Annotated in this window: 22 protein-coding genes and 1 pseudogene; 8 read left to right on the top strand and 15 right to left on the bottom strand. The window is 68.1% G+C overall.

Features of this window, described 5'->3' with window-relative positions; genetic code table 11:
- Positions 1-13 precede the first annotated feature (13 nt).
- Both ABZ382_RS08390 and ABZ382_RS08385 read right to left on the bottom strand, forming a co-directional pair.
- Complete coding sequence (locus ABZ382_RS08390) at positions 14-1,762, bottom strand: acyl-CoA dehydrogenase (RefSeq protein WP_357085719.1); 1,749 nt, start codon at positions 1,760-1,762, stop codon at positions 14-16.
- 183 nt (positions 1,763-1,945) lie between these two features.
- The gene (locus ABZ382_RS08385; protein ID WP_357085717.1) at positions 1,946-2,137 is read right to left on the bottom strand and encodes a hypothetical protein; all 192 of its coding nucleotides are present in this window, start codon (positions 2,135-2,137) and stop codon (positions 1,946-1,948) included.
- Between the two features lie 339 nt (positions 2,138-2,476).
- Here ABZ382_RS08385 and ABZ382_RS08380 point away from each other — a divergent pair, with 339 nt between their 5' ends.
- Positions 2,477-3,028, top strand: a complete 552-nt coding sequence (locus ABZ382_RS08380) for a hypothetical protein (RefSeq protein ID WP_357085716.1) — start codon at positions 2,477-2,479, stop codon at positions 3,026-3,028.
- On the opposite strand, the gene ddaH is transcribed toward ABZ382_RS08380, so the two are convergent.
- Positions 2,997-3,869: a dimethylargininase gene (ddaH, locus tag ABZ382_RS08375; RefSeq protein ID WP_357085714.1), complete on the bottom strand. Its 873-nt coding sequence runs from the start codon at positions 3,867-3,869 to the stop codon at positions 2,997-2,999. The two genes, ABZ382_RS08380 and ddaH, sit on opposite strands and share 32 nt — an antisense overlap.
- A gap of 176 nt (positions 3,870-4,045) precedes the next feature.
- On the opposite strand from ddaH, the gene ABZ382_RS08370 reads away from it, so the two are divergent.
- From ABZ382_RS08370 to ABZ382_RS08355, 4 genes are all read left to right on the top strand, one after another.
- The gene (locus ABZ382_RS08370) at positions 4,046-4,483 is read left to right on the top strand and encodes an Lrp/AsnC family transcriptional regulator (protein ID WP_357085712.1); all 438 of its coding nucleotides are present in this window, start codon (positions 4,046-4,048) and stop codon (positions 4,481-4,483) included.
- 108 nt (positions 4,484-4,591) lie between these two features.
- On the top strand, positions 4,592-5,227 hold the full coding sequence (locus tag ABZ382_RS08365; protein ID WP_357085710.1) for a precorrin-8X methylmutase: 636 nt from the start codon (positions 4,592-4,594) through the stop codon (positions 5,225-5,227).
- Positions 5,224-6,888, top strand: coding sequence for a precorrin-3B C(17)-methyltransferase (cobJ, locus tag ABZ382_RS08360; RefSeq protein ID WP_357085708.1), 1,665 nt, complete (start codon positions 5,224-5,226; stop codon positions 6,886-6,888). The genes ABZ382_RS08365 and cobJ overlap by 4 nt, the downstream gene beginning before the upstream one ends.
- A 54-nt stretch (positions 6,889-6,942) precedes the next feature.
- The gene (locus ABZ382_RS08355) at positions 6,943-7,488 is read left to right on the top strand and encodes a PadR family transcriptional regulator (protein WP_357085706.1); all 546 of its coding nucleotides are present in this window, start codon (positions 6,943-6,945) and stop codon (positions 7,486-7,488) included.
- A gap of 25 nt (positions 7,489-7,513) precedes the next feature.
- Here ABZ382_RS08355 and ABZ382_RS08350 read toward each other — a convergent pair whose 3' ends face one another.
- The 5 genes from ABZ382_RS08350 to ABZ382_RS08330 all read right to left on the bottom strand — a co-directional run bounded on the left by ABZ382_RS08350 (position 7,514) and on the right by ABZ382_RS08330 (position 12,074).
- On the bottom strand, positions 7,514-8,257 hold the full coding sequence (locus ABZ382_RS08350) for a cobalt-precorrin-6A reductase (protein ID WP_357085944.1): 744 nt from the start codon (positions 8,255-8,257) through the stop codon (positions 7,514-7,516).
- Positions 8,254-8,811 carry a hypothetical protein gene (locus ABZ382_RS08345; protein WP_357085705.1) on the bottom strand — a complete coding sequence of 186 codons (558 nt, stop codon included), beginning with the start codon at positions 8,809-8,811 and terminating at the stop codon, positions 8,254-8,256. Before ABZ382_RS08345 ends, ABZ382_RS08350 begins: the two co-directional genes overlap by 4 nt.
- 402 nt (positions 8,812-9,213) lie before the next feature.
- Entirely contained in the window at positions 9,214-9,924 is a 711-nt protein-coding gene (locus ABZ382_RS08340; RefSeq protein ID WP_357085704.1) for a hypothetical protein, read from the bottom strand.
- Between the two features lie 267 nt (positions 9,925-10,191).
- Entirely contained in the window at positions 10,192-11,442 is a 1,251-nt protein-coding gene (locus ABZ382_RS08335) for an MFS transporter (protein WP_357085703.1), read from the bottom strand.
- Positions 11,443-11,660: 218 nt separating this feature from the next.
- Entirely contained in the window at positions 11,661-12,074 is a 414-nt protein-coding gene (locus tag ABZ382_RS08330; protein ID WP_357085702.1) for a hypothetical protein, read from the bottom strand.
- A gap of 270 nt (positions 12,075-12,344) precedes the next feature.
- Between ABZ382_RS08330 and ABZ382_RS08325 the strand changes: the two genes are divergently transcribed.
- Positions 12,345-13,028: a DUF2625 family protein gene (locus tag ABZ382_RS08325; protein WP_357085701.1), complete on the top strand. Its 684-nt coding sequence runs from the start codon at positions 12,345-12,347 to the stop codon at positions 13,026-13,028.
- Positions 13,029-13,048: 20 nt separating this feature from the next.
- Here the strand turns inward: ABZ382_RS08325 and ABZ382_RS08320 are convergent, their stop codons facing one another.
- The 3 genes from ABZ382_RS08320 to ABZ382_RS08310 form a co-directional block, all read right to left on the bottom strand.
- A complete protein-coding gene (locus ABZ382_RS08320) occupies positions 13,049-13,237 on the bottom strand; it encodes a hypothetical protein (RefSeq protein WP_357085699.1) in 189 nt (62 codons plus the stop codon).
- Between the two features lie 110 nt (positions 13,238-13,347).
- The gene (locus tag ABZ382_RS08315) at positions 13,348-13,566 is read right to left on the bottom strand and encodes an Imm8 family immunity protein (RefSeq protein WP_357085697.1); all 219 of its coding nucleotides are present in this window, start codon (positions 13,564-13,566) and stop codon (positions 13,348-13,350) included.
- Complete coding sequence (locus ABZ382_RS08310; protein WP_357085695.1) at positions 13,563-14,504, bottom strand: hypothetical protein; 942 nt, start codon at positions 14,502-14,504, stop codon at positions 13,563-13,565. The genes ABZ382_RS08315 and ABZ382_RS08310 overlap by 4 nt, the downstream gene beginning before the upstream one ends.
- 175 nt (positions 14,505-14,679) lie before the next feature.
- On the opposite strand from ABZ382_RS08310, the pseudogene ABZ382_RS08305 reads away from it, so the two are divergent.
- Positions 14,680-15,819, top strand: a pseudogene (locus ABZ382_RS08305) (low temperature requirement protein A); the annotation flags it as partial.
- Between the two features lie 21 nt (positions 15,820-15,840).
- Here the strand turns inward: ABZ382_RS08305 and ABZ382_RS08300 are convergent.
- From ABZ382_RS08300 to ABZ382_RS08285, 4 genes are all read right to left on the bottom strand, one after another.
- Positions 15,841-16,767, bottom strand: coding sequence for an RNA polymerase sigma-70 factor (locus ABZ382_RS08300; RefSeq protein WP_357085693.1), 927 nt, complete (start codon positions 16,765-16,767; stop codon positions 15,841-15,843).
- A gap of 109 nt (positions 16,768-16,876) precedes the next feature.
- A complete protein-coding gene (locus ABZ382_RS08295; RefSeq protein WP_357085691.1) occupies positions 16,877-18,613 on the bottom strand; it encodes an FAD-dependent oxidoreductase in 1,737 nt (578 codons plus the stop codon).
- A gap of 73 nt (positions 18,614-18,686) precedes the next feature.
- Positions 18,687-19,430 carry an SDR family oxidoreductase gene (locus ABZ382_RS08290; protein WP_357085689.1) on the bottom strand — a complete coding sequence of 248 codons (744 nt, stop codon included), beginning with the start codon at positions 19,428-19,430 and terminating at the stop codon, positions 18,687-18,689.
- Positions 19,431-19,660: 230 nt separating this feature from the next.
- The gene (locus ABZ382_RS08285; RefSeq protein WP_357085688.1) at positions 19,661-20,665 is read right to left on the bottom strand and encodes a ferritin-like protein; all 1,005 of its coding nucleotides are present in this window, start codon (positions 20,663-20,665) and stop codon (positions 19,661-19,663) included.
- 263 nt (positions 20,666-20,928) lie between these two features.
- Between ABZ382_RS08285 and ABZ382_RS08280 the strand changes: the two genes are divergently transcribed.
- Complete coding sequence (locus tag ABZ382_RS08280; protein ID WP_357085686.1) at positions 20,929-23,652, top strand: AAA family ATPase; 2,724 nt, start codon at positions 20,929-20,931, stop codon at positions 23,650-23,652.
- Positions 23,653-23,699 lie beyond the last annotated feature (47 nt).

Genomic DNA, 23,699 nt, shown 5'->3' with positions numbered 1-23,699 from the left:
CGTGCCGGGATCGTCACCGATCGTGGCAGCGGGTTTCCCAGGCGGCGGGCAGATCGTCGGAAAGCACTGGCGCCGCGAGAATCTCATCGTCGAAACCGAAGGCGTCCAGCAAGGCGGGGAGGTGCTCGGCGAGGGTTTCGATGGCCAGGCGGAGTTGCTGTTTGATGGTGTCGACCGCGGACAGGTCGAGCAGTCCGTGGGAGAGATACCAGACGGCGTGCTGCTCGAGGTAGTTCAGCGCGAAGACGTCACGCACGGCCGCGATCTCGGGGTGATCGGCGAATCGGTGGAGCACCTGGAAGGCTTCCTCCGCCGAGTAGGCCTCGGCGAGGGTGAGCGCTTCGGGAATGACCGCCAGGCGCCCCTCGAGTCCGGGCGTCGTCAGATACTGCTGAGTTTCTTCCACGATCGTCAAGGTGCGGGCGCTGAACAGGCTCAGGCGGTCGGCTTGATCGGTGACATCGTGCAGAACGACTTCGGGTACCGGCTTTCCGGCCAGGTGTTTGGCCAGGACGCGACCGGCCACGGAGCCCAGGACGTGGCAATCGCCCTCGCCGGTGATGGCCGCGTGGCAGACCCCGAGGTAGTCGGCCACGCGATTGGCGCTGAACATGCCCTGGGCGCCCATCCGAATTCTGGCGTGGGTCACCGTGTCCAGGGCGTGCAGTTGGATGTAGTGCTTGGCCAGCATCACCGCCACGACCGTGTCGCGGCTGGTGAGGTCGGCGTTGGCGAGCGTTGTCTTGACCGTGTTGCCGTAGAGCGTCCGGGCGATGGTGCCGGCCAGATCGGTGAGCAGGGTGTCGCGCACGTGCGGCAGCTCCACCATGTACGGGGTGTCCGAGGGGGTCAGCGGCACCACCCGTTTGGCGGCGTAGCGCAGCGCGATGTAGAGCGAGGCGCGCGCGGTGGCGTTGAGGCAGGACGCGAGCGCGAGCCGGCCGACGGTGAGCTGACTGATCGCCGAGGCGAACGACCGCTTGCGGCTGTCCTCGTCGCGCCAGGTCAGCACGCCCTGGTCGTCGATGGTGGCGAGATCGTTGCTCAGCCAGGCGCTGCGGTCGACCTTCAGTTTGTCGAACGCGATGACGGAGTTGTCCATGATGACCAGCGGCTGATGGTCGAGCTGGGTGATGGTCACACCGGGTGCGGGGGCGCCGTCGGGTCCGCGTAGTCGTGCCGCGAACAGGTGCACGCCCTGGTCGACGCCGGCGGCGTCGATGAAGCGCGCGCCGACCACGCAGACGCGGGCCACCGGGATGCCGACGCTGGGCATGAACTTGCGGGCCCGCGGGTTCGGGGTGTCGATGACGAACCCGTCACCGTCCCAGGTCGCGCGGGTCTGCATGAACTGGATGTTGGACCCGCACCCGTATTCGGTCAGCAACATGACCCCGACGCTGGAGCCGTTGTCGAGGTCGCGCAGATACGGTGCGGACGAATCGGAATCGGTGAGGGTGGACAGGCTGCCCGAGGCCAGGTTGTAGTGCCCGGAGATCAGCGGGATCAGATCCGTCGCCAGCACCGCCGACCAGTCGAAGACGGCGAACAGCCGTGGCAGGTCGGTGGCGACGTCGCGGGTGCTGCCGACCTCCGAGACCAGGTTGTGCAGCTGGTCGTAGGCGTTCTGGCGGCGTTGTTCCTGGCTCTGGGCCTCGGTGACGAAGTAGGCCGGGTTGTTCAGGATCTTCTGCAAGTGCCGGTCGAATTCGAGGCTGCCGTGGCGGAGTACTCCGGCCAAGGGGGTCTGCTCGTGATGCATGATCCTTCTCCTACTCATTCAATCGATCCCGTCGGCAACTGGTCCGCCGAGGGCATAGGAGGCCATCGCCGCGCTCGGACGTGCCGGTACCCGGTGTTGCTGCGTGATTACGCGGGCACCGTGAGGGGTCCGGAACGGAGAGCCGGGCGATTACCTGTCAGAAGTTCGACGCACCACTCACCTTCACGCGACATCCAGCGCTGTGGGCTGGGGAAGGTTCAGGAGGCGACGCGCGCCCGACCGGGTCACGGTGGTGCGCGGGAGAGAGATTCGCGTGAGCAGGCCGGGAGCGGAATGCGGCAGCTGAACCACGGTCGCGGCCGCGGCCGCTCGCGTGATTCGTTGCCACAGTGCCGCCTTCGGCGTGGGAGTCACGAATTGTAGTGTTACACAGATTGTCTGAAAGTTCGCAGTGAACCATCACCGTGTGTCACGAAGCGGCACAGTGTGAGTCCGGTCACCGGCGACGGTTCAGCGCTTTCTGCGGCTACGGCATGGGGAGCGGGTAGCGCATCGACGGGAGGGCCACGGGCAGCTCGGTGAGAGCGCGGCGGAACGGGCCCGGCCGCCACACCAGGACTGCTCGATGCCACCGCCGACCGGCGCCCGGATGGGCCCGACCGGTCCGGGACGGGTGCGGGGTGCACGCGGCGTGGTCGCTGGTGCACAGTGGGTTATCCGCACTGCGACGACCATCGGATGCTGGAGGCGGCCATGACCATCGCGAAGCTCAGCGATCAGGAGATCCTGGCGATGTCCGATGAGGAGCGTCGCGAACTGATCCGGCGGTTGCAGCCGCCGCCGGAGCGGGTGCTGCCGCGCCCGGAGCTGGTGCGGCTGCATCGGCGGGTGCGGCTGGCCCTCATGGTCGGCGGCTGTCTGGGGCTGATTCCGTGGATCGTGTACCTGGGGTTCTCCCTGCCGGCGGAGTATCACGCCCGCAACTGGTCGTTGGCCTGGATCGGGTTCGACATCGTGCTGGTGCTGATGATGGCGACCACCGCCTACCTGGGCTGGAAACGCCGGGTGGTGTTGCTGCTCCCGGCGTTCGGCACCGGCATTCTGTTGACGGTGGACGCCTGGTTCGACATCGTCACCGCGGACGCCGGGGATTTCTGGCTGTCGCTGGGCACGGCGATCATCGGCGAGATTCCGCTGGCGGCGTTGCAGATCAGCGGCGCGATCATGCTGCTGCGTTTCCTGATCCTGGCCCATCCGCTGCACGATCCGCAGGTCAGTCCGTTCCGGACGCGACTGCCGTTCTGACCGAGTGCCATTCCATGGTGCAGCACTTGACGCTGCCGCCGGACTTGAGCAGCTCCGACAGGTCGATCCCGACCGGTTCGTAGCCGCGCGCCCGCAATTGCGCGGCCAGGTCGACGGCCTGGTCGCTGAGGAACACGTGATAGCCGTCGCAGACGCCGTTGAGGCCCAGCACATTCGCGTCGGCCTCGGTGGCGATGATCGCGTCGGGGTACAGGCTCGCGAGCAGTCGCGCGCTGGGTCCACTGAAGGCGGCCGGGTAGTAGGCGATGGTGTCGTCGAGGACCATGAGGGCGGTGTCGAGGTGGTAGAAGCGCGGATCCACCAGATCCAGTGAGACGACCGGCAATCCGAAGTACTCCGCCACCTCCTGGTGCGCGCCGCGGGCGCTGCGGAACCCGGTCCCGGCCAGGATGCGGTCGGGCGCGATGGCGAAATCGCCTTCGCCCTCGTTGGTTTCGCGGGCGCGGGCCACGCTCGTGAAGCATTGGGTGGCCATCCAGTCGTGGTAGGCCGGGCCTTCCTGCGCGCGTTCGGGATTGGCGAAGCGGGCCGAGAGCGCCCGCTCCCCGATGGCCAGTCCCCCATTGGCGGCGAACACCATGTCCGGCAGTCCCGCGACCGGTTCGATGACATCGACCCGGTGCCCGTGCCCCTCGTAGGCGACGCGCAGCGCCTCCCACTGGGCCAGGGCGCGGGTCCGGTTCACCGGGTCGGCGGTGTCCATCCACGGATTGATGGCGTAGGTGACCTCGAAGTGGTCGGGGCGGCACATGAGGTAGCGGCGGGGCACGGGCCGGCGGGCGGCGGGATCGCGGGCGGGCAGCGTGGCTACGGACGTCAACGGGACTCCCTCGGAAGCGGCGCGGACGGGTCTGACACGAAGGTAAGTGGCGTACCGTTGTGTCAGGAATAGCGAATCGTTGCGTTGATCGACCCTCGAGCAGCGATTCATTGCGTCTGAACGATGTGTGTGCATCATTGCGCCGGACGTACGCGCATCCCGCGAAGGGAGTGACCGTGGACGATCTCGACCGCCGGATCCTGGCCCACCTGCTCAGGAACGCGCGCGCCTCGTTCCAGGACATCGGCGCGGTCATCGGCCTGTCCGCCCCCGCAGTCAAGCGCCGCGTCGACAAACTGGTCGCCGCGGGCCAGATCACCGGCTTCACCGCCGTGGTGAATCCGGCCGCCCTGGGCTGGCGCACCGAGGCGTACGTCGAGGTCTTCTACCGCGACAACATCTCCCCCGCCGAACTACGCCGCGGCCTCGAACCGATTCCCCAGGTCGTCGGCGTGTGGACGATCGCGGGCGAGGCCGACGCACTGGTCCACGTGATGGCCACCGACATGGCCGAGATCGAGGCCACCGTCGAACGCATCCGCGAGAACGCCCGCGTCGGGCGCACCCGCAGCAATATCGTCATGTCCCGCCTGCTCGAACGCCCCCGCACCTGACCCGGCCAGGCCGGAAAGCACCGGCCGCGCGCCCTGTGAACCGTCCACTGTGGCCGGGCGCACTACCCGCTCAGCGCCGCTCCGGCGGCGAAATCTATGGTGGAGCGCATGTCCGACGTGCGTGCCAGCTACCTCAAAGACGGGGCCGAGATCTATCGGCGCTCGTTCGCGACCATCCGGGCCGAGGCCGATCTGGCCCGGTTCCCGGCGGACGTGTCACAGGTGGTGGTGCGCATGATCCACGCCTGCGGGCAGGTGGATCTGGCGGGCGACGTGGAATACAGCACCGACGTGGTGGCCAAGGCGCGGGCCGCGCTGCGGTCGGGCGCGCCGATCCTGTGCGACGCCAAGATGGTCGCCTCCGGCGTCACCCGCAAGCGGCTGCCCGCCGACAACGACGTGCTGTGCCTGCTCGACGACCCGCGCGTGCCGGATCTGGCCGCGCGCATGGACAACACCAGATCGGCTGCGGCCCTGGAACTCTGGAGCGACCGCCTCGACGGCGCGGTGGTGGCGATCGGCAATGCGCCGACCGCGCTGTTCCACCTGCTCGACATGATCGACGCGGGCGCGCCCCGCCCCGCCGCGGTGCTCGGCATCCCAGTCGGGTTCATCGGGGCCGCGGAATCCAAGGAGGCGCTCGCCGAATACGGCGGCGTGGAATTCCTGACCGTGCGGGGCCGGCGCGGCGGCAGCGCCATCACCGCCGCCGCCCTCAACGCGATTGCGAGCGAACAAGAATGAGCAAGCTCTGGGGTGTCGGGCTCGGACCCGGCGATCCGGAACTGGTGACGGTCAAGGCCGCCCGGGTGATCGGCGAGGCCGACGTCATCGCCTTCCACAGCGCCCGGCACGGGCGCAGCATCTCGCGCGCCATCGCCGCCCCCTACATGCGTGAAGGCCAGCTCGAGGAGCACCTGATCTACCCGGTGACCACCGAGACCACCGACCACCCCGGCGGCTACCAGGGCGCGATCGACGAGTTCTACGAGTCCGCCGCCGCCCGCCTGGCCGAGCACCTCGCGGCGGGCCGCACCGTCGCGCTGCTCGCCGCCGGCGACCCGCTGTTCTACAGCTCGTTCCAGCACATGCACCGCCGTCTGGCCGACCGGTTCGACACCGAGATCATCCCCGGCGTCACCTCGGTCAGCGCCGCCTCCGCGGCCCTGGGCACCCCGCTGGTGGAGGAGAAGCAGGTCCTCACCGTGCTGCCGGGCACGCTGCCGCCCGAGGAGCTGGCCCGCCGCCTGCGCGAGACCGACGCCGCCGCGATCATGAAGCTCGGCCGCACCTACCCCGGTGTGCGCCGCGCCCTCGCCGACTCCGGCCGCCTCGACGACGCCTACTACGTCGAGCGCGCCAGCTCCGACCGGCAGCGCGTGCTGCGCGCCGCCGACGTCGACGAGTCGAGCGTCCCGTACTTCGCGATCACGGTGGTTCCGGGACCTACTCCGCAGACCCGCATCACCCTGACCGAGTCCGCCGCTCCGGAGGAGACGTCCGCGCACGCCGCGCACGCGCTCTCCACGGCTGCCGACACGCGCGGCGAGGTCACGACGACGACCCCTGATGCGGAATCGGTTGCGGCCGAGGCGACTCCCAACGGCGCGTCGAGCACCGAGGAAGCCCGCACCGCATCCGGTGCGGCACACCAGGATCGGGTCGGCGAGGTCGTGGTCATCGGCCTGGGACCGGGCGACGAAGCCTGGACCACGCCGGAGGTGTCGCGCGCGCTGGCCGAGGCGACCGACATCGTCGGCTACACCACGTATGTGAACCGCGTGCCGGTGCGCCCGGGTCAGCGGCGCCACGCCAGTGACAATCGCGTCGAATCCGAGCGCGCCGGAATGGCTTTGGACATGGCCAAGCAGGGCGCGAAGGTCGTGGTGGTGTCGTCCGGGGATCCCGGCGTGTTCGCCATGGCGGCCGCGGTGATCGAGGAGTCGGCGGATCCGCAGTGGCGCGAGGTGCCGGTGCGGGTGCTGCCCGGCGTGACCGCCGCGAGCGCGGTCGCGAGCCGGCTGGGCGCGCCGCTGGGCCACGATTTCGCCATGATCTCGCTCTCGGATCGCCTCAAGCCGTGGGAGACGGTGGCGCAACGGATTTCGGCGGTGGCCTCGGCGGATATGGCGTTCGCCGTCTACAACCCGGCGTCGTCGCAGCGCACCTGGCAGGTGGCGGCCATGCGGGATCTGGTGCTCGAGCACCGCAAGCCGGAGACGCCGGTGGTGATCGGCCGCGATGTGGGCGGCCCGACCGAGTCGGTGCGGGTGGTGACGCTGGGCGAGCTGGATCCCGCCGTGGTGGACATGCGCACGCTGCTGATCGTGGGCGCGTCCACGACCACGGTGTTCGAGGCGGCCGGCGGGCCGCGCGTGTTCACATCGCGTCGCTACGAGGTCTGAACGCCCGGCCCCGTAATATTCCTATGTAGAACGTAGGCTGTGGAAGGAGTGCCGGTGCCAGAAGATCACGCTCGACGCCCGCTCAACTCGACGGCCGCGTCCCTACTCGGATTCCTGCACCAGGGCGAGATGTCCGGGTGGGATCTGGTGGCGCTGGCCCAGGACCGCATCGGCGACTTCTGGACCATCACCCAGAGCCAGGTGTACCGCGAGCTGGCCACCATGCACGGCCTCGGCCTGGTCGAGAAGGGCGCGTCGGGCGCCCGCGACCGCACGCCGTACCGGATCACCGAGGCCGGCCGGGAGGCCTTCGCCGAATGGATCGCCCGCGACCCGGGCGCGGAGACCATCCGGGTGCCGCTGCTGCTGACCCTGTCCTTCGGGGAGTTCGTGGACGCCGCCCGCCTGGAACGCATCGTGGCCGCCGGCCGCACCGTCCACGAACAGCGGCTCTCGGGCTACCTGTCCGGCCAGGACGAGCAGCGGATGTCGCCCTACGAGCGGGCCACACTGGATTTCGGCATCCGCTACGAACGGGCCGTCCTGGAATGGTTCGACCGCCTGCCGGAGCTGTTGGACCGCACCAGCCGCCTGTCCTGACCGGATCCGCGCCCGGCCGATACCGCTACGCTTCGTCGCGCCGGGCGCGCAGCCAATCCCACGCGGCCGCAACGGTTTCCACCTGCTGCGCACCGGCGGGCAGTGGCGGGCGGTCGATCATCACGACCGCCAGGCCCAGTTCCCGGGCGGCGGTCAGTTTGGCCTCGGTGAGCGCGCCCCCGCTGTCCTTGGTGACCAGGACGTCGATGCGCCGTTCGACGAGCAGCGCGATCTCGTCCTCGACGCTGAAAGGCCCACGGGCGAGCACCAATTCGTGCCGCGCGGGCACCGCACCCTCGGGCGGGTCGATCGCCCGGATCAGGAACCACTCGTCGGAGTGCTCGAAGGCGGCCACACCCTGGCGGCCGATGGTCAGAAACACCCGTTTACCCAGCGCCGCGGCGGCTTCCGCCGCCAACTCCAGATCCGGCACCCGCACCCACCGGTCCCCGCACCGCTCGATCCAGCCCGGCCGCCGCACATGCAGCACCGGCAGTCCGAGCGCCGCCGCCGCGACCGCCGCATTGGCGGTGATCCCGCCCGCGAACGGATGGGTGGCGTCCACCACGGCCTCGATGCCGTTGCCGGACAGCCACTCCCGCAGCCCCTCGACTCCCCCGAATCCGCCCACCCGCACCTCGCCGACCGGCAGGACGGGCGCGCGCACCCGCCCGGCGAGCGAGGACACGATCTCGAATCCTCGCTCGCCGGACGCGATGTCGGCGAGTTCCCGGGCTTCCCGGGTGCCGCCGAGGATCAGCGTTTTCAGGGCTGCCCGCTGAAGTAGGCCGACCCGGAATCGATCAGCGGCTGCCCGCCGACGACCAGCAGCCCGATGATCGCGCCCGGGATCGCGCCGATCCCGAACAGGAACGCGCCCAGGATGCCGCCGATGATCCCGCCCAGCGCCGCGTGCTGCAGCTGCCCGAAGAAGTCACCCTGCGAGTCGATGTCCTTGGCGGTGGCCAGCGGCGCCGACACCGAGGTCAGCGTCAGCTCGGTCCCGGTGGTGTCGATGGCCGCGGTCAGCCCGTACTGCTTACCCGCCAGCGCGCCGGTCAGCGGCACCTGGGTGACGACCTCCCCGGCCTGGTTCTTCAGGAACACCGTCTGCCCCGTGGCGTCCAGGCTGAACTGCCCGCCGGTCACCTTGGTGACGATGTCATTGGCATCGTTCACCACAACGTCGTACCCGACGCCCTGCTGGGTGCCGTGCAGCGGCGACGCGGCCTGCTCCACCACCGGAGCCTGGTCGAGCGGAACAGCGTATCCGGTGCCCGCGGCAATGCCGGTCGCGGCCGCGGCGACGAATGCGGTAGCCACGAACTTTGTGTACTTCATCGATCTCCTAATAGAGCTACAGCCGAATCCGATAACCCTCGGATTCCAGCTCGTAACCCTACCGTTGACGTAGTGATGTTTCAGTTTGGATGGCTCAGGCAGGACACGGATTCCACTATCGAACACCTTTGCCCACCACCCCGCGGACCCATCCACGCAGGTCACTGAAGTGCCCGAATCCAAACCTCACACAACTCGGATGTCCCAATTGCGCACTCGCCCAGCCCTTGTGCCCGCCGGCCCCGCGACGCCGGCGACACCCCCATGCCACCCGGTCCACCCCCGAACCGGCCTCCACTCGCGCCAGACCATCGAGCGGAATGATGTAGCAGCACTCGCCACATTGCACTCTTTGCGCTTGTTCTACCGGAATGCCGCAGCAATTCAGCGCGGAGTACTCACCCCTCCCGTTCGCGAGCAACTCGCACGGACACCCGGAAGTCCCATACTCCCTATTCGAAGATGCATCCACCATGGCTCAGTGCCGATCGTCCGTGTTCGGAAAACAATCGTCGACCGAACCGACCCCGGCCACTGAGGGGCTCGTTGTGCCGCATGCGATCGACGATGCTTGACCGTGATTCGCCAGATCATGTAGACCGAGAGTGCCGTGGTGATCGCTCCGGCCGCCCAGATGCCGGAGAACCCGATTCGCCCCGGCAAAGAGAGCCCATCGCGCCCGGTGAAGACATGCGGCGCTACCCACATCAAGGCGAGGGTAGAAGCTCCCGGAAATGCCAGGTAGAACGGATTGACCCACCCGATCAGGCGCATGTCAGCGGGATACCGTTCGATCCAGCTTTCCCAAAGCAAGCCGCCCGGAACCCGGGCACTGAGACTGTCGCGCACGTATGCGCCGACACGTGCGATACCCCAGTGCTGAAGGCAGTATCGGCCGCACAGCGCGTATGAGGTCAAGGGGAGGATCAGCAGGAATCGGACCCGCGCGGGATCGGACAACGCGAAGGAGAAGATCGCCCCCGCCGCCGTGAGCTGGAGCACGAAAAGCCCTTGCTGAAGGGTTCCCCTCCGATCGACCTCCGCCCGAAGAGCGGTGAACTCCGCCAGCGGCCCCCGTGCTTCGTCGTCAGGCATCCGACTGCCCCCTCGAATCGAAATCTCCTGCCCTACAACAGATGCTAAGCCCGCCGACCCACACAGAACCACACTTCGACCAAGAACCCTGGCACGCCGACAGCGGGCATGGGCGCTTCGGCTGAACCTCGTTTCACACTGTGCGCGAATCGCTGCGGCACTCGTCGAACGCCGGCACAGCGTGACCCAGCACAACCCGTAGGCCCTGTGACACCAAGCCCCGCAAGGCCTTCTGTATGTTCGGTAACGATGGCGACTTGCACGGGGTCACTGTCGGCATGAAGTGTGTGTTTGCTTCCAGGGCAGCAGGACCGAGCTCGCCAGTAGGACAAGTGCGGTGGCGGCGAGGGCGCGGCGGGTGCTGGTCGTGGCGGCCAGTAGCCCGCCGACGGCGACGAAGGCCGGTTGGAAGGTTCTGGCGCTGGTCGACCAGGCAGTGCCGACACGGGCCATGTAACGGTCGGGGATGGCGTTCATCCGGTAGGTGGTGAAGACCGGATTGAACACTCCGGCAGCGAACAGCAGTGCGGTATCGGCGACTGTGATGACGATCAGACCGGCGGTGCCGGGGTGTGCGAGAAGCGTCATCGCCAGCCAGCAGGTCCGTCCGGTACCGGCGCCGAGCAGGACTGCGCGGATTCCGAAGCGGAACACCAGGGGCGACGCGCACATCGAGCCGGCCAGCCCGCCGAGGGCGGGCAGGCCCAGTGCCAGCCCGAACTGCCACGGGGTGAAGTGCAGTTCCCGAAGCATGAGCAGGGCCATGAGCGGGCTGGCGGCTGTCAGTGCGCCGCCGAAGACCATGGCGTTGCAGAACAGCCGCCGCAGGACGGGGTGGGCGAGGAGACAGGACCAGCCGCTGCGGATCTCGGATGCCCAATGATGCTCTCGCTGTGTGTGTTCAGGCGCGGGTTCGTCGGTGGTGATGGTGCGCAGGCCGAGCGCTGCCGCGAGATAGGTGAGGGCGTCGACGAGTACGGTGGCCGTGACACCGGCCAGCGAGATGAGCGCGCCGCCCAAGGGTGCCCCGATCGTGGACACTGTCCAGTACACGGTTTCCAGGCGGCTGTTGGCGCGGACCCGAATCGAGTCGGGCACCAGCGATTTCACGTACGCACCGTTGGCGGCATTGAACACGATCGCGCTCGCCGTGCTCAACGCGGCCACCACGCACAACTGCGCATAGGTCAGCGCGCCCAGCCAGGCCGCGGCCGGCACCGACGCCAGGACTGCGAAAGACGCCAGGTTCGCGGCGATCATGACCGGAAGTTTGGGCCGGAACTCCACCCATGGCCCCAACGGCAGCGCGACTATCGCGGCTACCAGCCCTGAGACCGCCGCCATCGCAGCGACCTGCAGGGCCGAAGCGTGTACGACCAGAATCGCGATCAGCAGTAGCGCCCCGGTTCCTACCCCGCTGCCAAGCTGGCTGACCGCCGCAGCACCCCACAGCCGGTAGAAGTCCGGCGAGAGCCGCGGCGGCTCGTCTCCGGTCACATGGTCCGAGGCTGCGGGCACCTGAGCCACGGTAGACCAGCGCCAATCCCGCGCTCCGGGTCCTGTGGCGGTGGAGTCGAATCTCGTCGATTCCAGTCAACCTGCGACAACGCTCTGCCTGCCACTCAACCGGCTATGAGCTGCGGTTTGTCTTGTGCCGCAAGTTTTTCGACCTTCGAATCGAACCACCACGTGTCCGATCGACGATTGTCATGAGTGGTCGGCGATGCGTTGTCTGCTCAGCCGATGCTGCCCGTGGAGCCGCAGCCGCTCGAGGGGGAAGGGGTCGGCGTGCCCGGCGGGGCCGGTTCGACGGTGACCGTCAGGGTCTTCGCATTCCAGCCGTCTCTGAACTGCAGGGTGTGCGTGCCGGGAGTCATCGGCGTCCAGGTCGTAGCCTTCAGGCCAGTGCCGTTCATAGCGATCTGATCCCTGGTGACGCACTGACCATTGTCGTACAGGTACACCCAGTTCCCGGATGAGCCCGTCAAGCTGGGCACCAGCGTCACCCCGGAGTTGTCGAGCAGGTCGCTCGTTATCCAATAGGTCTTCCCGACCTGCACCGGCAGCGGACCGTCGATCGTCAGACCCGGGAACGCCGACGCGGGACCAGCCGTCATGATCGCCGCGGCGCCCGCGACTGCCAACCCCATTGCGCTCCAGCCGATTCGAGTGCGAATCCCTGATGCCACCTTGATTCCCCGTTCCTTCGTTTCGCTCTTGCCCGCAAGGTCCCCGATAGTCGGGAGATCGGCCGAGCGCAGCGAACGATAACGGCATCGAAGACCGGACCGGGCCGATTCCCGTCGTCGAAGACGCCCCGAATTCCTGGGGCGCACCCCCGCGATCTACCGCGGCCCCCAACTGTTCTCGCGGAGAACAGAGTTGGCCTGTTTCGTCGTGCCCTGACAGGATCGGCTGTCATGACCGTTCGACCCGTACAGGCGCTGATCGACACCGATGACCCGGCCTGGCCCGAACTGGACCGGAAACTCTCGACAACCGACGTACCGGTCGACGTGCTTCCGGTCGAACCAGCGCGAGCACGCGAAGCGTTGTTCCGGCTGCAGGTCACGGCTCGATCGGTGCTCGGCGCGCTGGTGTTGAACACCGGTGGACTGCTCATAGACCACGGCTGGCTTCGAATCCTCGGGGGCGGCCATGCCGGGCTCCCCGATGTCGCCACGATGAGCGGCATGCCCGATCCCACCACCGAAGGCGAACCGCCCGGTGGGCTCATCTTCGCCATCGACGTCCTGGGTGGCATGTTCGCCATCAATGGCGGCGGACTGCCCGGAAAGCCCGGCGGCATCTGCCATTTCGGTTCCGAGACCCTGACCTGGCAGCCCATCGGTGGCGGCCATTCGGCCTTCGTCGACTGGGTGCTGTCCGGCGGCATGGACGGCTTCTACGCCGACCTGCGCTGGGACGGCTGGCGAGACGAAGTGGAGAACCTCCAGCCAGACCAGGGACTGTCGGTCTACCCGCCGCTGTGGAGCGCCCAAGGCCGCGCCGACATCGCAGCCACCAGCCGCCGCAGCTGCCCGCTGCTCGAACTGACCGCCCTGCACCTCGACACCGCGGCACAATTCGACGACCAAGGCTGACCGCGAAGACGGCCGCCGCTTCAACGCTTGCGGGCGCGCGCATTCTTGGTGAGTTCGGTGATGCGGTCCGGGCGGTGAGGATTGTTGAGCTCGGCGACCAGCTCATCGGGGCACAGCTCGTAGAGGTCGCCCCACCACCGGCCAGACTTGTTGTCCCACACCCGGTATCCGCCGGGCACACCGCGCGCTACATACCGTCGTCGAGCCATGCCCCAACCCTGACTGCGCACCCGACGATTCTCTCCGGCCGCGTTCGGACACCGACACGGCACCGGGCACCGAAGCCGACCGGTTGCGCCACGCGCCGACATCGGCCCGGCTATGCACGATAGTCCTCGAACTCCCGCGTCCCGAGCCGGGCGACCTTCAGGGCGAGCTCGCCCCATGAGGGCTCGTCCAGCGCGGCCAGGTATCGAACGATCCAGTTCGTGAGCACGTCCATATCGATGTGTTCGACGAACAGATAGTGCCGTCCTGACGCCATCGGCTGATCGATCGGCAAGCGCCGCAAGTCATTCGGGGTGTGCCCCGAACTCACCGAGGTGGTTCGGTGGCCGGTTCCGTCGATGCCCTGGTGCTGGGGTGGATCGAACCCGCGACGTCTGGGCTGTGAGCTGCCGACGGGCCGCGGGAAGACGGATGCAGCCACATCGCCGTATTGCGGACGTAGTTCTGGTAGATGGCCAACCGGGACGGATCGGCTTTGATCTGCGTTCCCGGTGGTTCGCTGACAAACGACGGCTTACCGTGGTCGAGATCCCAGTTGTAGTCGGCGAAGTGGTGGAATGTGGATTCGGCCACGGCCCGGCCCATCGGCCTACCGTCCGCCACAAGTTCCCCATCGAGTGCGACAGCGAGGTTGAACAGGCGGCCCGACACGGTACTTCGGCCCTGCGCGACGACGGTCGCGCCCGGCACACAGGCCGACACCGCGCCCTCGTGCGGGTGAGCCGGAAACCATTCGATCCGACCGCTGCGGGTCGCGCTGGTGCGGAGTAGTGGATGGATCGGTTCGGTCGCGAGGACCGGCTGGTAGTCGCCGTTGGCGCCGGAATGGTAGTTGGGCCACGAGATTGCCGGGGTGTCCTGATCGTCACGCCTGTGGGCGGGGTCGGGGTTCTTCAGATGGAAGTGGTTCACCTCGCCCAGGGAGCCGAGACCGAGCAGGCAGCTGCCCAGGTCCTGGTGGTCGCGGGCGGTCAGAACCCCGCCACCGCGCTCACGGAATCGCATGATGGCCTTCGATTCGTCGTCGGTGAGGCCGTCCCCGGTATCGACTGCCAACAGCCACAGCTGCTCGAAATCGGAGACGTCGAGCCGGCTCAGAATCGGGTCGTTCTCGCCCTGGCGGAGTCGGTTGCGGGCGGTGACGTCGTGGCCGGCGGCGCGCAATTCAGCGGTCAGCAAAGAGAACCGGGTGATGTCCCAATCGTCCGGGCTCTCCGTGATGGTCGTTTGCAGCAGGATCTTCGACACTGAAATCCCCTCCTTCGCTCAGGCTTTCGGTCACACGTGGCGGTTCACCCTCCACTTCACAGCAAGGACAAGGGCGAACCCGGATTTGTGACAGCCGCACGCCGGCTCTGCCGTCACGAATGCCGACGCTGTCCTGTCCTAGTTGCGAAACCTCGACAGATCTCAGGAGTCGCCGATGATCGAGAAGACGTCCCTGGACGCCAGGAAATACTCTGGACCGCTGCGGATTCGGATGCGCGGCCGATCGACCGACGAGCCGTATCGCGCGTCGACGCAGCTCGAGTTGCTGTTCGATCTCACGTTCGTTGTCGCGGTGGCGGGGATCGTGACGCCGCTCGGGCATGCCATCGGATCGGGACATCCGGTGTCGGCGCTGGTGCCATTCCTTCAGGTCTTCTTCGCCATCTGGTGGGCGTGGATGAATTTCACCTGGTTCGCCTCGTCGTACGACACCGACGACGTCCCCTATCGACTGCTCACCCTCACACAGATGGCGGGAGTGTTGTTGCTGGCCGCGGGAATTCCCGCGGCCTTCAATCGCGGCGACTTCGTCGTCATCACCCTGGGCTACCTGGTGATGCGCGGCGCGCTGGTGGCGCAATGGCTTCGAGCCGCTCGCGAGGACGCGGTGGGCCGGGCAACGGCGCTGCGGTATGCGCTGGGCATCACCGTTGTGGAGGTGCTGTGGCTGGCTCGGCAGCTGGCGGCCGAATTCGGTGTACTGCACGGCGCCGCCCTGCAGTGGGTGTTCGGCACACTGGTCGTCGCCGAGCTCGCGGTTCCGGTGTGGGCGGAGCGGGCGAGCGGCACTCCGTGGCACCCGCACCACATTGCCGAGCGCTACTCGCTTTTCACGATCATCCTGCTGGGTGAGAGCGTGCTCGCGGTATCCACGGGCATCGCCGGCGGCTTCCGCCCGACATCGGTGCTCGTCGCATTGTCCGGGCTGGTATTGCTTTTCGCCCTGTGGTGGCTCGGTGAACTGCGGCCCAGCGGCGACGTGCTGGCCGCGCGGCGGAGTTGGTCGTTTCTATGGGGGTATGGCCATTACGCGTCCTTCGCGGCGCTCGCCGCACTCGGCGCCGGTCTGGAGGTGGCGGTGCGCGCCGACGGCCACGGTGGTTCGGCACCAGTCGTGGGATACGCCGTCGCGATTCCGACAGCCGTATTCCTGGTGCTGCTCTGGGCGACACATGCCGGGATGACGTCGCGCCCGCGCCCTCGAATTCTTGTCACCGCGGCGGCATCGGTGCTCATCACACCGCTCGCCACCCTCGCGATCCCGAATCTGACCGTGACGGCCGTCGCCGGTGTCTGTGTGACGGCCCTGGGCGTGTCACTCCGCGGTGGGCTCTTCCGTCAGGCCCACCGATGCCGCGAGACGGCCGAGCTTGTCGGGATTGAGCATCCAGTAGATCCGATCGATGTGTGCGCTGTCGGCGGCACCGACGGTGAGCCACGCGAACGGCGATCCGTCCCGGCTGAGAAGCACCGACGCACGTCCGTTCGCGTCGACCCGGTCGATGGTGGCCCCGGTCCAGAAATGTGACGCGAACGCCGCCACGTATCTGGCCACTCGGGTCCGCCCGACCACCGGGATGCGCGAGGCCCCACGCACCTTGCCACCACCATCGCTGTAGCTGGCCACATCGGTGGCGAACAGCGCCTCGAGGTCGTCGAAGTCCCCTGCCCGCGCGGCGATCAGGAAGGCCTCGAGCAGCCGACGCTGCTGGGTGTCGTCGACCGGTGCGTGCCGCTCGGAATCGATGCCCTGCCGCGCCCGGCTCACCAGCTTGCGAGCGGTGACCTCCTTGACCTCGAGAACGTCGGCGATCCGTTCGTAGGGGTAGTCGAACGCCTCGCGCAGGACGAAGGCCGCACGCTCGGTCGGGGTCATCTTCTCGAGGACGACGAGCACCGCCGTCTCCAGCGCCGCGGCGCGCTCGGCGCCCAGCGAGGGATCGGCGGCGGTGTCCACCGGTTCGGGAAGCCATGGGCCGATATAGGTTTCGCGGCGGACGCGGGCGGTCTGGGTGGCGTTGATCGCCAGCCGAGTGGTGACGGTGATCAGGAAACCTGTCGGGTCCTTCACCGATGCGCGATCCTGATACGACTGCCACTTGACCCACACGTCCTGGACGATGTCCTCGGCGTCGGCGACGGTGCCGAGCATGCGATAGGCGATACCGAACAGCCGTGACCGGAGCTCCGAGAAGTCGTCGAGAGCCCGGTCGAGACCCGCGTCCGCGGGTGTGTCCGTCATCTGGCTGACGAGCCGATGCCGGTGACGTCCGGGTATCGCAAAGCCCACCGCCTCGAGTCGAACATCCGTGTCCGTGATGGTAGCCGGACCCCACACGTCCGGATCAAGGTCATTCGACCAGCTTCCCTTCGGTCGAGACGTCCCGCATGAGCCGGGCGATCTCCTCGGGAACCGCGGGGATCTCCTCGCGCTCGAGTCGGCCCGGACCCGACCACACCAGGTTCACCTGCAACTCCGGGTCGAGTTCGGGGTAGTCCGAGCGGTTGTGGCAGCCGCGTGTCTCGCGCCGTTCCAGAGCCGCTTCCAGGGTGGCGCGCGCCGCGAGCGCCGACGACTTCAGGTCGAACGCGTGCGCCAGATCCTGGAAGCCGGCCGCGTCCGGGTGCACGCCGATATCCGACATCCGGTCCTCGATCTCGTCGAGTTCGGCAAGCCCCTTGCGGATACCGACCTCGTCGCGGACGACACCGGCGTACTCGGTCATCGTGTCGCGCAGGGCGCGCTGCAACGCTCGGACGTTCTCCGGGCCGTCGGCCCCCAGCAGCGTGTCGATCTCGGCGCGCGCCTCGGCCAGCACGCCGTGGGATCGTCGTTGGACCGACAGCTCCGCCGAATACCGCGCCGCCGCCGCTCCGACGATGCGGCCGTAGACGAGCAGTTCGATCAGCGAGTTGCCACCGAGCCGGTTGGCGCCGTGCAGTCCGCTGGAGGCCTCGCCGATGGCGTACAGCCCCTCGACACCGGTGCCGTGGTCCTGCGAGCGCACCCACACCCCACCCATCGAGTAGTGGGCGGTCGGCGCGATTTCGATCGGGTCACGGGTGATGTCGAGCATCTGCAACTCGAGCATCGTCTGGTACACGCGCGGCAACCGCCGCATGATCGTGTCCCGTGGCAGATGCGAGACATCCAGCCAGACACCGCCGTTCGCAGTTCCGCGGCCTTCCTTGATCTCGGTGTAGGCGGCCAGGGCGACCCGGTCGCGGGTGGAGAGCTCCATGCGCTGGGGGTCATAGCGTTTCATGAATCGCTCGCCCTCGGCGTTGCGCAGTATCCCGCCCTCGCCGCGGGCCGCCTCGGAGACCAGGGTCCCAGCGGCATTCTCGGGTTCGATCAGCCCGGACGGATGGAACTGCACCAACTCCGGATCACGGATCCGGCCACCGGCGAGCACCGCGAGGCGGAAGGAGTCGCCGGTGTTCTCGTCCCGTCGCGAGGACGTGCGCCGCCAGATCCGAGTGTGCCCACCGGCGGCCAGGATCACGGCGTCGGCCCGGAATTCGTACCGTCGGCCCGACACCAGATCGAATCCGTAGGCGCCGAACACCACATTGTCGTGCACCAGGATTCGGGTCACATAGCAGGTGTCGATGATCGGGATGCCGAGCTGCACCGCACAATTCACCAGGGTCCGCTGGATCTCCAGACCGGTGTAGTCACCGGCGAACGAGGTCCGCCGATAGGTGTGCGCACCGAAGAACCGCTGCGAGATCCGCCCGTCGGCTTCGCGCGCGAACGGCATCCCCCAACGCTCGAGATCCTCGATGCCGCGTGCGGCGTTCTCGGTGACCGTGCGCACGGTGTCCGGGCGGGCCAGCAGATAGCTCTCGGTGATGGTGTCCGCCGCGTGCTGCTGCCAGCTGTCCTCGGCATCCATCGTCGACAGCGCTGCATTGATTCCGCCCGCCGCCAGCGTGGTGTGAGCGTCCGCTTTCGGCCGTTTGCCGACCATGAGGACGTCCACCCCGCGCTCGGCCAGTTCGATCGCCGCGCGCAGCCCGGCGCCGCCGGTTCCGATCACCAGCACCGAGGTCGTGAATTGTCGTCGGGTCGAGGAGTCGACCATCGGGTTCATTCCTTTCCGAATTCGAACCAGGGCACGCGGGCGGCCGTGGCAGCGACCGCCCGCGTGCCGGAATTCACTTGCGGGCCAGCCACTCCGCGAGCCGCGTCGTCCCGATCTGCGCGTCCCGGCCGGGCAGCAGGCTGTCCTGCTTCGGGACGGCTCCGAAGTAGCGCGCGTGCGGGTCGGTGACGACCTCGCGCGGATCCGATCGCGCGATCAGCACGGTGCGGATCCACTGGTCGAGACCGAACACCTCGGGGCCGCCGATCTCCACGATTCCGTCGAGCGGCTTGCCCGCGGCGGTCTTGCCCACCATGGCCGCCACTTCTTCGGCGGCCACCGGTTGTACGCCCGAGCCCGGCAACCTGACCTCGCCGTCGACGGTGGCGGAATCGGCGATCCCACCGGCGAACTCGAAGAACTGCGTCGCGTGCACCAGCGAGTAGGGCAGGCCCGATGCCTTGACGAGTTCCTCCTGTGCCACCTTCGCCCGCAGATATCCGGATTCGGGCTCGCGGTCGGCGCCGACTACCGACAAGGCGACGTAGTGGCCGACGCCCGCCCCTCCGGCGGCCTCGAGCAGAGTGGTGGTCGAGGTCCGGAAGAACGACATGACGTCGTCATCGGCGAACGACGGCGAATTGGAGACGTCGACGACCACGTCCGCACCCTGCAGCACCTCCTTCACTCCCTCGCCGGTCAGCGTGTTCACACCGAGGCTGGGCGCCGCCGGAACCGCCTGGTGGCCGTGCTCACCCAAACGAGTGACGACCGTCGAGCCGATGAGCCCGGTGCCGCCGATGACGACGATTTTCATGCTCTTTCCTTTCGTGGTGGAGACTTCTCGGGGGCCGAAGAACCTGCCTGTACCGAGGACAGGACAGGCCGTCGATTTGTGACGATTGGTTGGTTGGATGGGTCCGGCGGCGGGTGGGACCAGCCACGATCTGCTTGACGCATACTCCTGGGAGCCGTCTGAAACCCGGTGTTCCCGCTCTTATCTCGCGACTCGGCCGAACCTGGCCGGAGGGCGTTCCGCCCGGGCGCTCACGCTCGCTGATCGAGCGGCACGAATTCGAAGGTCGGGCCCGCGGTGGTGCGGCCGTCGCCACTGGGCATCTTCATCAGCGCCTGGGCCTGGGATTTCAGTGCGTACATCGCCCCGACGGCGTCTCGCATCTGCGCGGGGTTGCCGTTGAAGGTGTCCTCCAGCAGATACAGCAGCAGGCAGTAGGTGTTGTTGAACTCCTCCTGCGCCAGCCGCACCGGACTGCCCTCGGGATAATCGGTGGTGCGCGGATTGGCCCGCATCGGGAGCACCCCGCCGGGATCCGTCGCGATCGGCTCGCCGGTGGGGCCGGACTGCGGAGTGTCGCCGCTGCGGAACCGGCGGCCCTGCTTCAGCTCGACGAAACGGTAGTAGTGGGCGACCTGTTCACGCTCGGGATGGAAGACGTCCTTGTCGCCGTCCCACACCTCGGTGCGGGCCGCGCCTTCGCCCTGCTCGATGATCTCGGCCACCGCGGCCAGCGCGGACTTCAGATCCCGCACCGGAATGACCTGCCCCCCACCGCTGCTGAAATGCATCTCTTGCAGCTGCCGGTCCGGGTCGCCGCAGAAGACCACGTCCTCACCGAGGGTTTCGGTCAAGGTGCGCAGCCCGGATTCGAGCGCGGCATAGAACTGCCCGATCGTGTGGTAGCCCTCTGCTTCCGGTTGCCCCTCGACCGAGGCGGGCCGCTCGACGTTCAGGAACAGATCCAGCGCCTCGGGTCCATACGGCAACAGGTTGATCTGGACCGACGGATCCCCGTGCGGCAGTGGATGCGGGTACGCCGGGAGCAGGTGCGGCGCATCCAGCTTCGGTTCGCCGCCGACGGCGTTGAGCAGATTCGCGGCCAACGCCAGATGCAGCATCTCTTCCACGAACACGCCGCTGATCACCTGCGCCGCTTCGACGTTTCGACCCGGATCCAGCGAGTACAACGCGCACAGATAGGGCGGGATGGTCGCGTGCTCGAGCTCGATCGCCCATTGCAGATGTCGGCGCAAGTCTGCGAGTGAATCGATGGCAGGAAGGCCGGTGTCCATGCGGGTACCTCGTCTCGGCAAAGTCGTCGGAGTCTGTCGGCAACTAGGACAAGACATCTCGGCGATTCGTGACGAAGCGTCGCCGTCGGGGTAACCGCCGGTGGCGCCGGCCGGCGGACCCGGTCCGGCACGGCCCTTTCGAATCGGGTTGTTTCCGTCCAGGATGATCTCCGAGTGATTGCTGGGAGTTTCCAGCGCGGGTCGACGGGTGAAGGTAGGGCAAGGTGGCGTTTCGGGGACTGGTGGGCAGGGCATCGGAATGCGCGGCGCTCGATCAGCTGATCGCCGCCGTGCGCACGGGCGAGAGCCGAGTCCTCGTCGTTCACGGCGGCGCCGGAGTCGGCAAGTCCGCGCTGCTGGAGTACCTCGAGGACACCGGGGCCGGGCTGCGCGCGCTGCGGGCGGTCGGCGTCGAATCCGAGATGGAGCTGCCGTTCGCGACCCTGCACCAGCTGTGTGTACCGCTGCTGGATCGGCTGTCCGCACTGCCCGCGCCGCAGGGCGACGCGCTGCGGACGGTCTTCGGAATGCGCACGGGCACACCGCCGGAACCGTTCCTGGTCGGCCTCGCGGTGCTGAGCCTGCTCTCGGACGCCTCCGAGCAGGGCCCGGTGCTGTGTGTCGTCGACGACGCGCAGTGGATGGACCAAGCCTCCGCGCAGGTCCTCGGCTTCGTGGCCCGTCGACTGCTCGCGGAGTCGGTGGCCCTGGTCTTCGCCGCTCGACTGCGCACCCAGCATCTGCTGGGCCTTCCCGATCTCGAGGTCGCGGGTCTCGCCAAGGCCGACGCCCTCGCGCTGCTCGACGCGGCCACGCATGCGCGACTGGACAGCCACATTCGCGATCGGGTCGTCGCCGAAGCGGCCGGCAATCCGCTCGCCTTGCTGGAGTTACCGCGCGAGCGCACCGTCACCCAGCTGGCGGGCGGATACGGTCTACTGCACGCCGATACGCTCCCCACCCGTCTCGAGCAGAGCTTTCTGAGCCGGATCGCGGCGCTGCCCGCACCGAGCCGATTGCTCCTGCTGATCGCCGCCGCCGAACCGGTCGGGGATCCCACTCTCGTGTGGGGCGCCGCCGAGCTGCTCGGTGTCACACAGGCGGCCGCCCTCAACGATGAGACCGACCGGCTGGTGTCGTTCGATATCCGGGTGACCTTCCGGCACCCGCTGGTGCGATCGGCCGTCTACCACGCGGCCGAGGACGCCGAACGCCGCTCGGTGCACCGTGCTCTGGCGACAGTGACCGACTCCGGTACCGATCCCGACCGGCGGGCATGGCATTTGGCCGCGGCGGCCGCTGGACCGGACGAAGCCGTCGCCGCGGAACTCGAGCGATCCGCTGATCGCGCGCAGGCGCGCGGGGGGCTGGCCGCGGCCGCGGCGTTCCTGCAGCGATCGGTCGTGCTGACCGGCGACTCGACGCGACGCGCGCAGCGTGCCGTGACCGCCGCCGATGCCAGTGTGCGGGCAGGCGATCTGGATGCCGCGCGGCGGTTCATCGAACTCGCCGACCTGGAGGGGCACAGTGAATTGCTGCGTGCTCGCTCGGATCTGGTGCGCGGCCGCATCGCTCACGCGGCCGGGTTCAACAACGAGGCGCCGCCGCTGCTGCTCGCGGCGGCGCGGCGACTCGAACCCTTCGACACGGAGCTCTCACGCGAGACGTACCTGCTCGCGTGGGGCGCGGCGGCGTGGGGCGCGGCCGATGCCGACAATCTGGTGGCGATCTCGAAGGTCATCCGGGAACTTCCTGCCCCCCAGGGCGATCCGCGTCCGATCGATGTCGTGTTGGAGGCCTGTGCGCTCCTGGTCACCGAGGGACCGGGCACGGCCATCACCACCTTGCGCCGAGCGATGGGCGCACTCGTGGATCTACCGGTGCCCGACCTCCTGAAATGGGGATGGGCGGCGTGTGGCCTGAGCCCCGCGGTGTGGAGCGAGCAGATCATGATCGAGACCTATACCCGGGCAGCCGAAGTGGTCCGCGCCGCCGGAATCCTGACCGAGCTGCCCATCTACCTGGCGTCGCTGGGAGCGGCGACCTCCCTGATCGGGGATTTCACGACAGCGGCCGGGATCGTCGCCGAATCCGAGGGCCTGGCCGCCGCCACCGGCATTCCGCTCGCGCCGTACACCACGCTGATCCTGACGGCCATGCAGGGCCGGGAGGACGAGGCCGCGGCGATCATCGCCGCCACGATCGAACAGACCAGCGCCGACGGGCAGTTGACCGGTGTCACCACGGCGCACTGGGCGGCCGCCGTGCTCTACAACGGGCTCGCCCGCTACGAGGAGGCGCTGTCGGCGGCGCGGGCCAGTATCCGGATCACCCAGTTGATCGTCTCGGTGTGGGTCCTGCCCGAACTCATCGAAGCCGCCGTCCGTGTCGGCGACGACAAGGCCGCACGGGAAGCACTCGGCCGCCTGGTGGAGGCCGCGGAGTCCGGCGACACCGACTGGTCGCACGGCATTCTCGCGCGCTGCCGGGCGCTGCTGGAGGACGGGGACGCCGACCGGCTCTATCGCGAATCGATCGTGCGACTCGAGGGCACCCTGCTGCGCCCGGAGCTGGCGCGGGCCCACCTGCTCTACGGCGAGTGGTTGCGCAGGCAATCCCGTCGACTCGACGCACGTCGCGAATTGCGCACGGCCTACGAGATGTTCGTATCGATCGGCATGGCGGCCTTCGCCGAACGCGCCCGCCGCGAACTGCTCGCCAGCGGCGAGAAGGTCCGCAAGCGCACCATCGAAACCACCGATGACGAACTGACACCGCAGGAAAGGCAGATCGCGCTGCTCGTCGGCGCGGGACTGTCGAACCCCGAGGTCGGTGCGCGACTGTTCCTCAGCCCGCGGACAGTCGAGTGGCATCTGCGCAAAATCTTCGCGAAGCTGTCGATCACGTCGCGGCGTCAGCTCCGTGACGCCCTGCCACACGGCGAATAACCGCGCCGCGCAGGAGAACAGCCTCGCCGGTGCGTGACGACGAGATC

Source organism: Nocardia sp. NPDC005825 (assembly GCF_040630175.1).
Lineage (GTDB): Bacteria > Actinomycetota > Actinomycetes > Mycobacteriales > Mycobacteriaceae > Nocardia.
Note: the sequence above shows the minus strand (reverse complement) of the source record. Positions and strands in the feature narration are given on the sequence as shown.

Excerpts from the sequence above, each read along its gene's own strand:
- ABZ382_RS08390 (WP_357085719.1), bottom strand. The coding sequence starts at position 1,762 with ATGCATCACGAGCAGACCCCCTTGGCCGGAGTACTCCGCCACGGCAGC.
- ABZ382_RS08380 (WP_357085716.1), top strand. The coding sequence starts at position 2,477 with ATGACCATCGCGAAGCTCAGCGATCAGGAGATCCTGGCGATGTCCGAT.
- ABZ382_RS08365 (WP_357085710.1), top strand. The coding sequence starts at position 4,592 with ATGTCCGACGTGCGTGCCAGCTACCTCAAAGACGGGGCCGAGATCTAT.
- cobJ (WP_357085708.1), top strand. The coding sequence starts at position 5,224 with ATGAGCAAGCTCTGGGGTGTCGGGCTCGGACCCGGCGATCCGGAACTG.
- ABZ382_RS08340 (WP_357085704.1), bottom strand. The coding sequence starts at position 9,924 with ATGCCTGACGACGAAGCACGGGGGCCGCTGGCGGAGTTCACCGCTCTT.
- ABZ382_RS08330 (WP_357085702.1), bottom strand. The coding sequence starts at position 12,074 with ATGGGGTTGGCAGTCGCGGGCGCCGCGGCGATCATGACGGCTGGTCCC.
- ABZ382_RS08325 (WP_357085701.1), top strand. The coding sequence starts at position 12,345 with ATGACCGTTCGACCCGTACAGGCGCTGATCGACACCGATGACCCGGCC.
- ABZ382_RS08320 (WP_357085699.1), bottom strand. The coding sequence starts at position 13,237 with ATGGCTCGACGACGGTATGTAGCGCGCGGTGTGCCCGGCGGATACCGG.
- ABZ382_RS08300 (WP_357085693.1), bottom strand. The coding sequence starts at position 16,767 with ATGACGGACACACCCGCGGACGCGGGTCTCGACCGGGCTCTCGACGAC.
- ABZ382_RS08295 (WP_357085691.1), bottom strand. The coding sequence starts at position 18,613 with ATGGTCGACTCCTCGACCCGACGACAATTCACGACCTCGGTGCTGGTG.
- ABZ382_RS08290 (WP_357085689.1), bottom strand. The coding sequence starts at position 19,430 with ATGAAAATCGTCGTCATCGGCGGCACCGGGCTCATCGGCTCGACGGTC.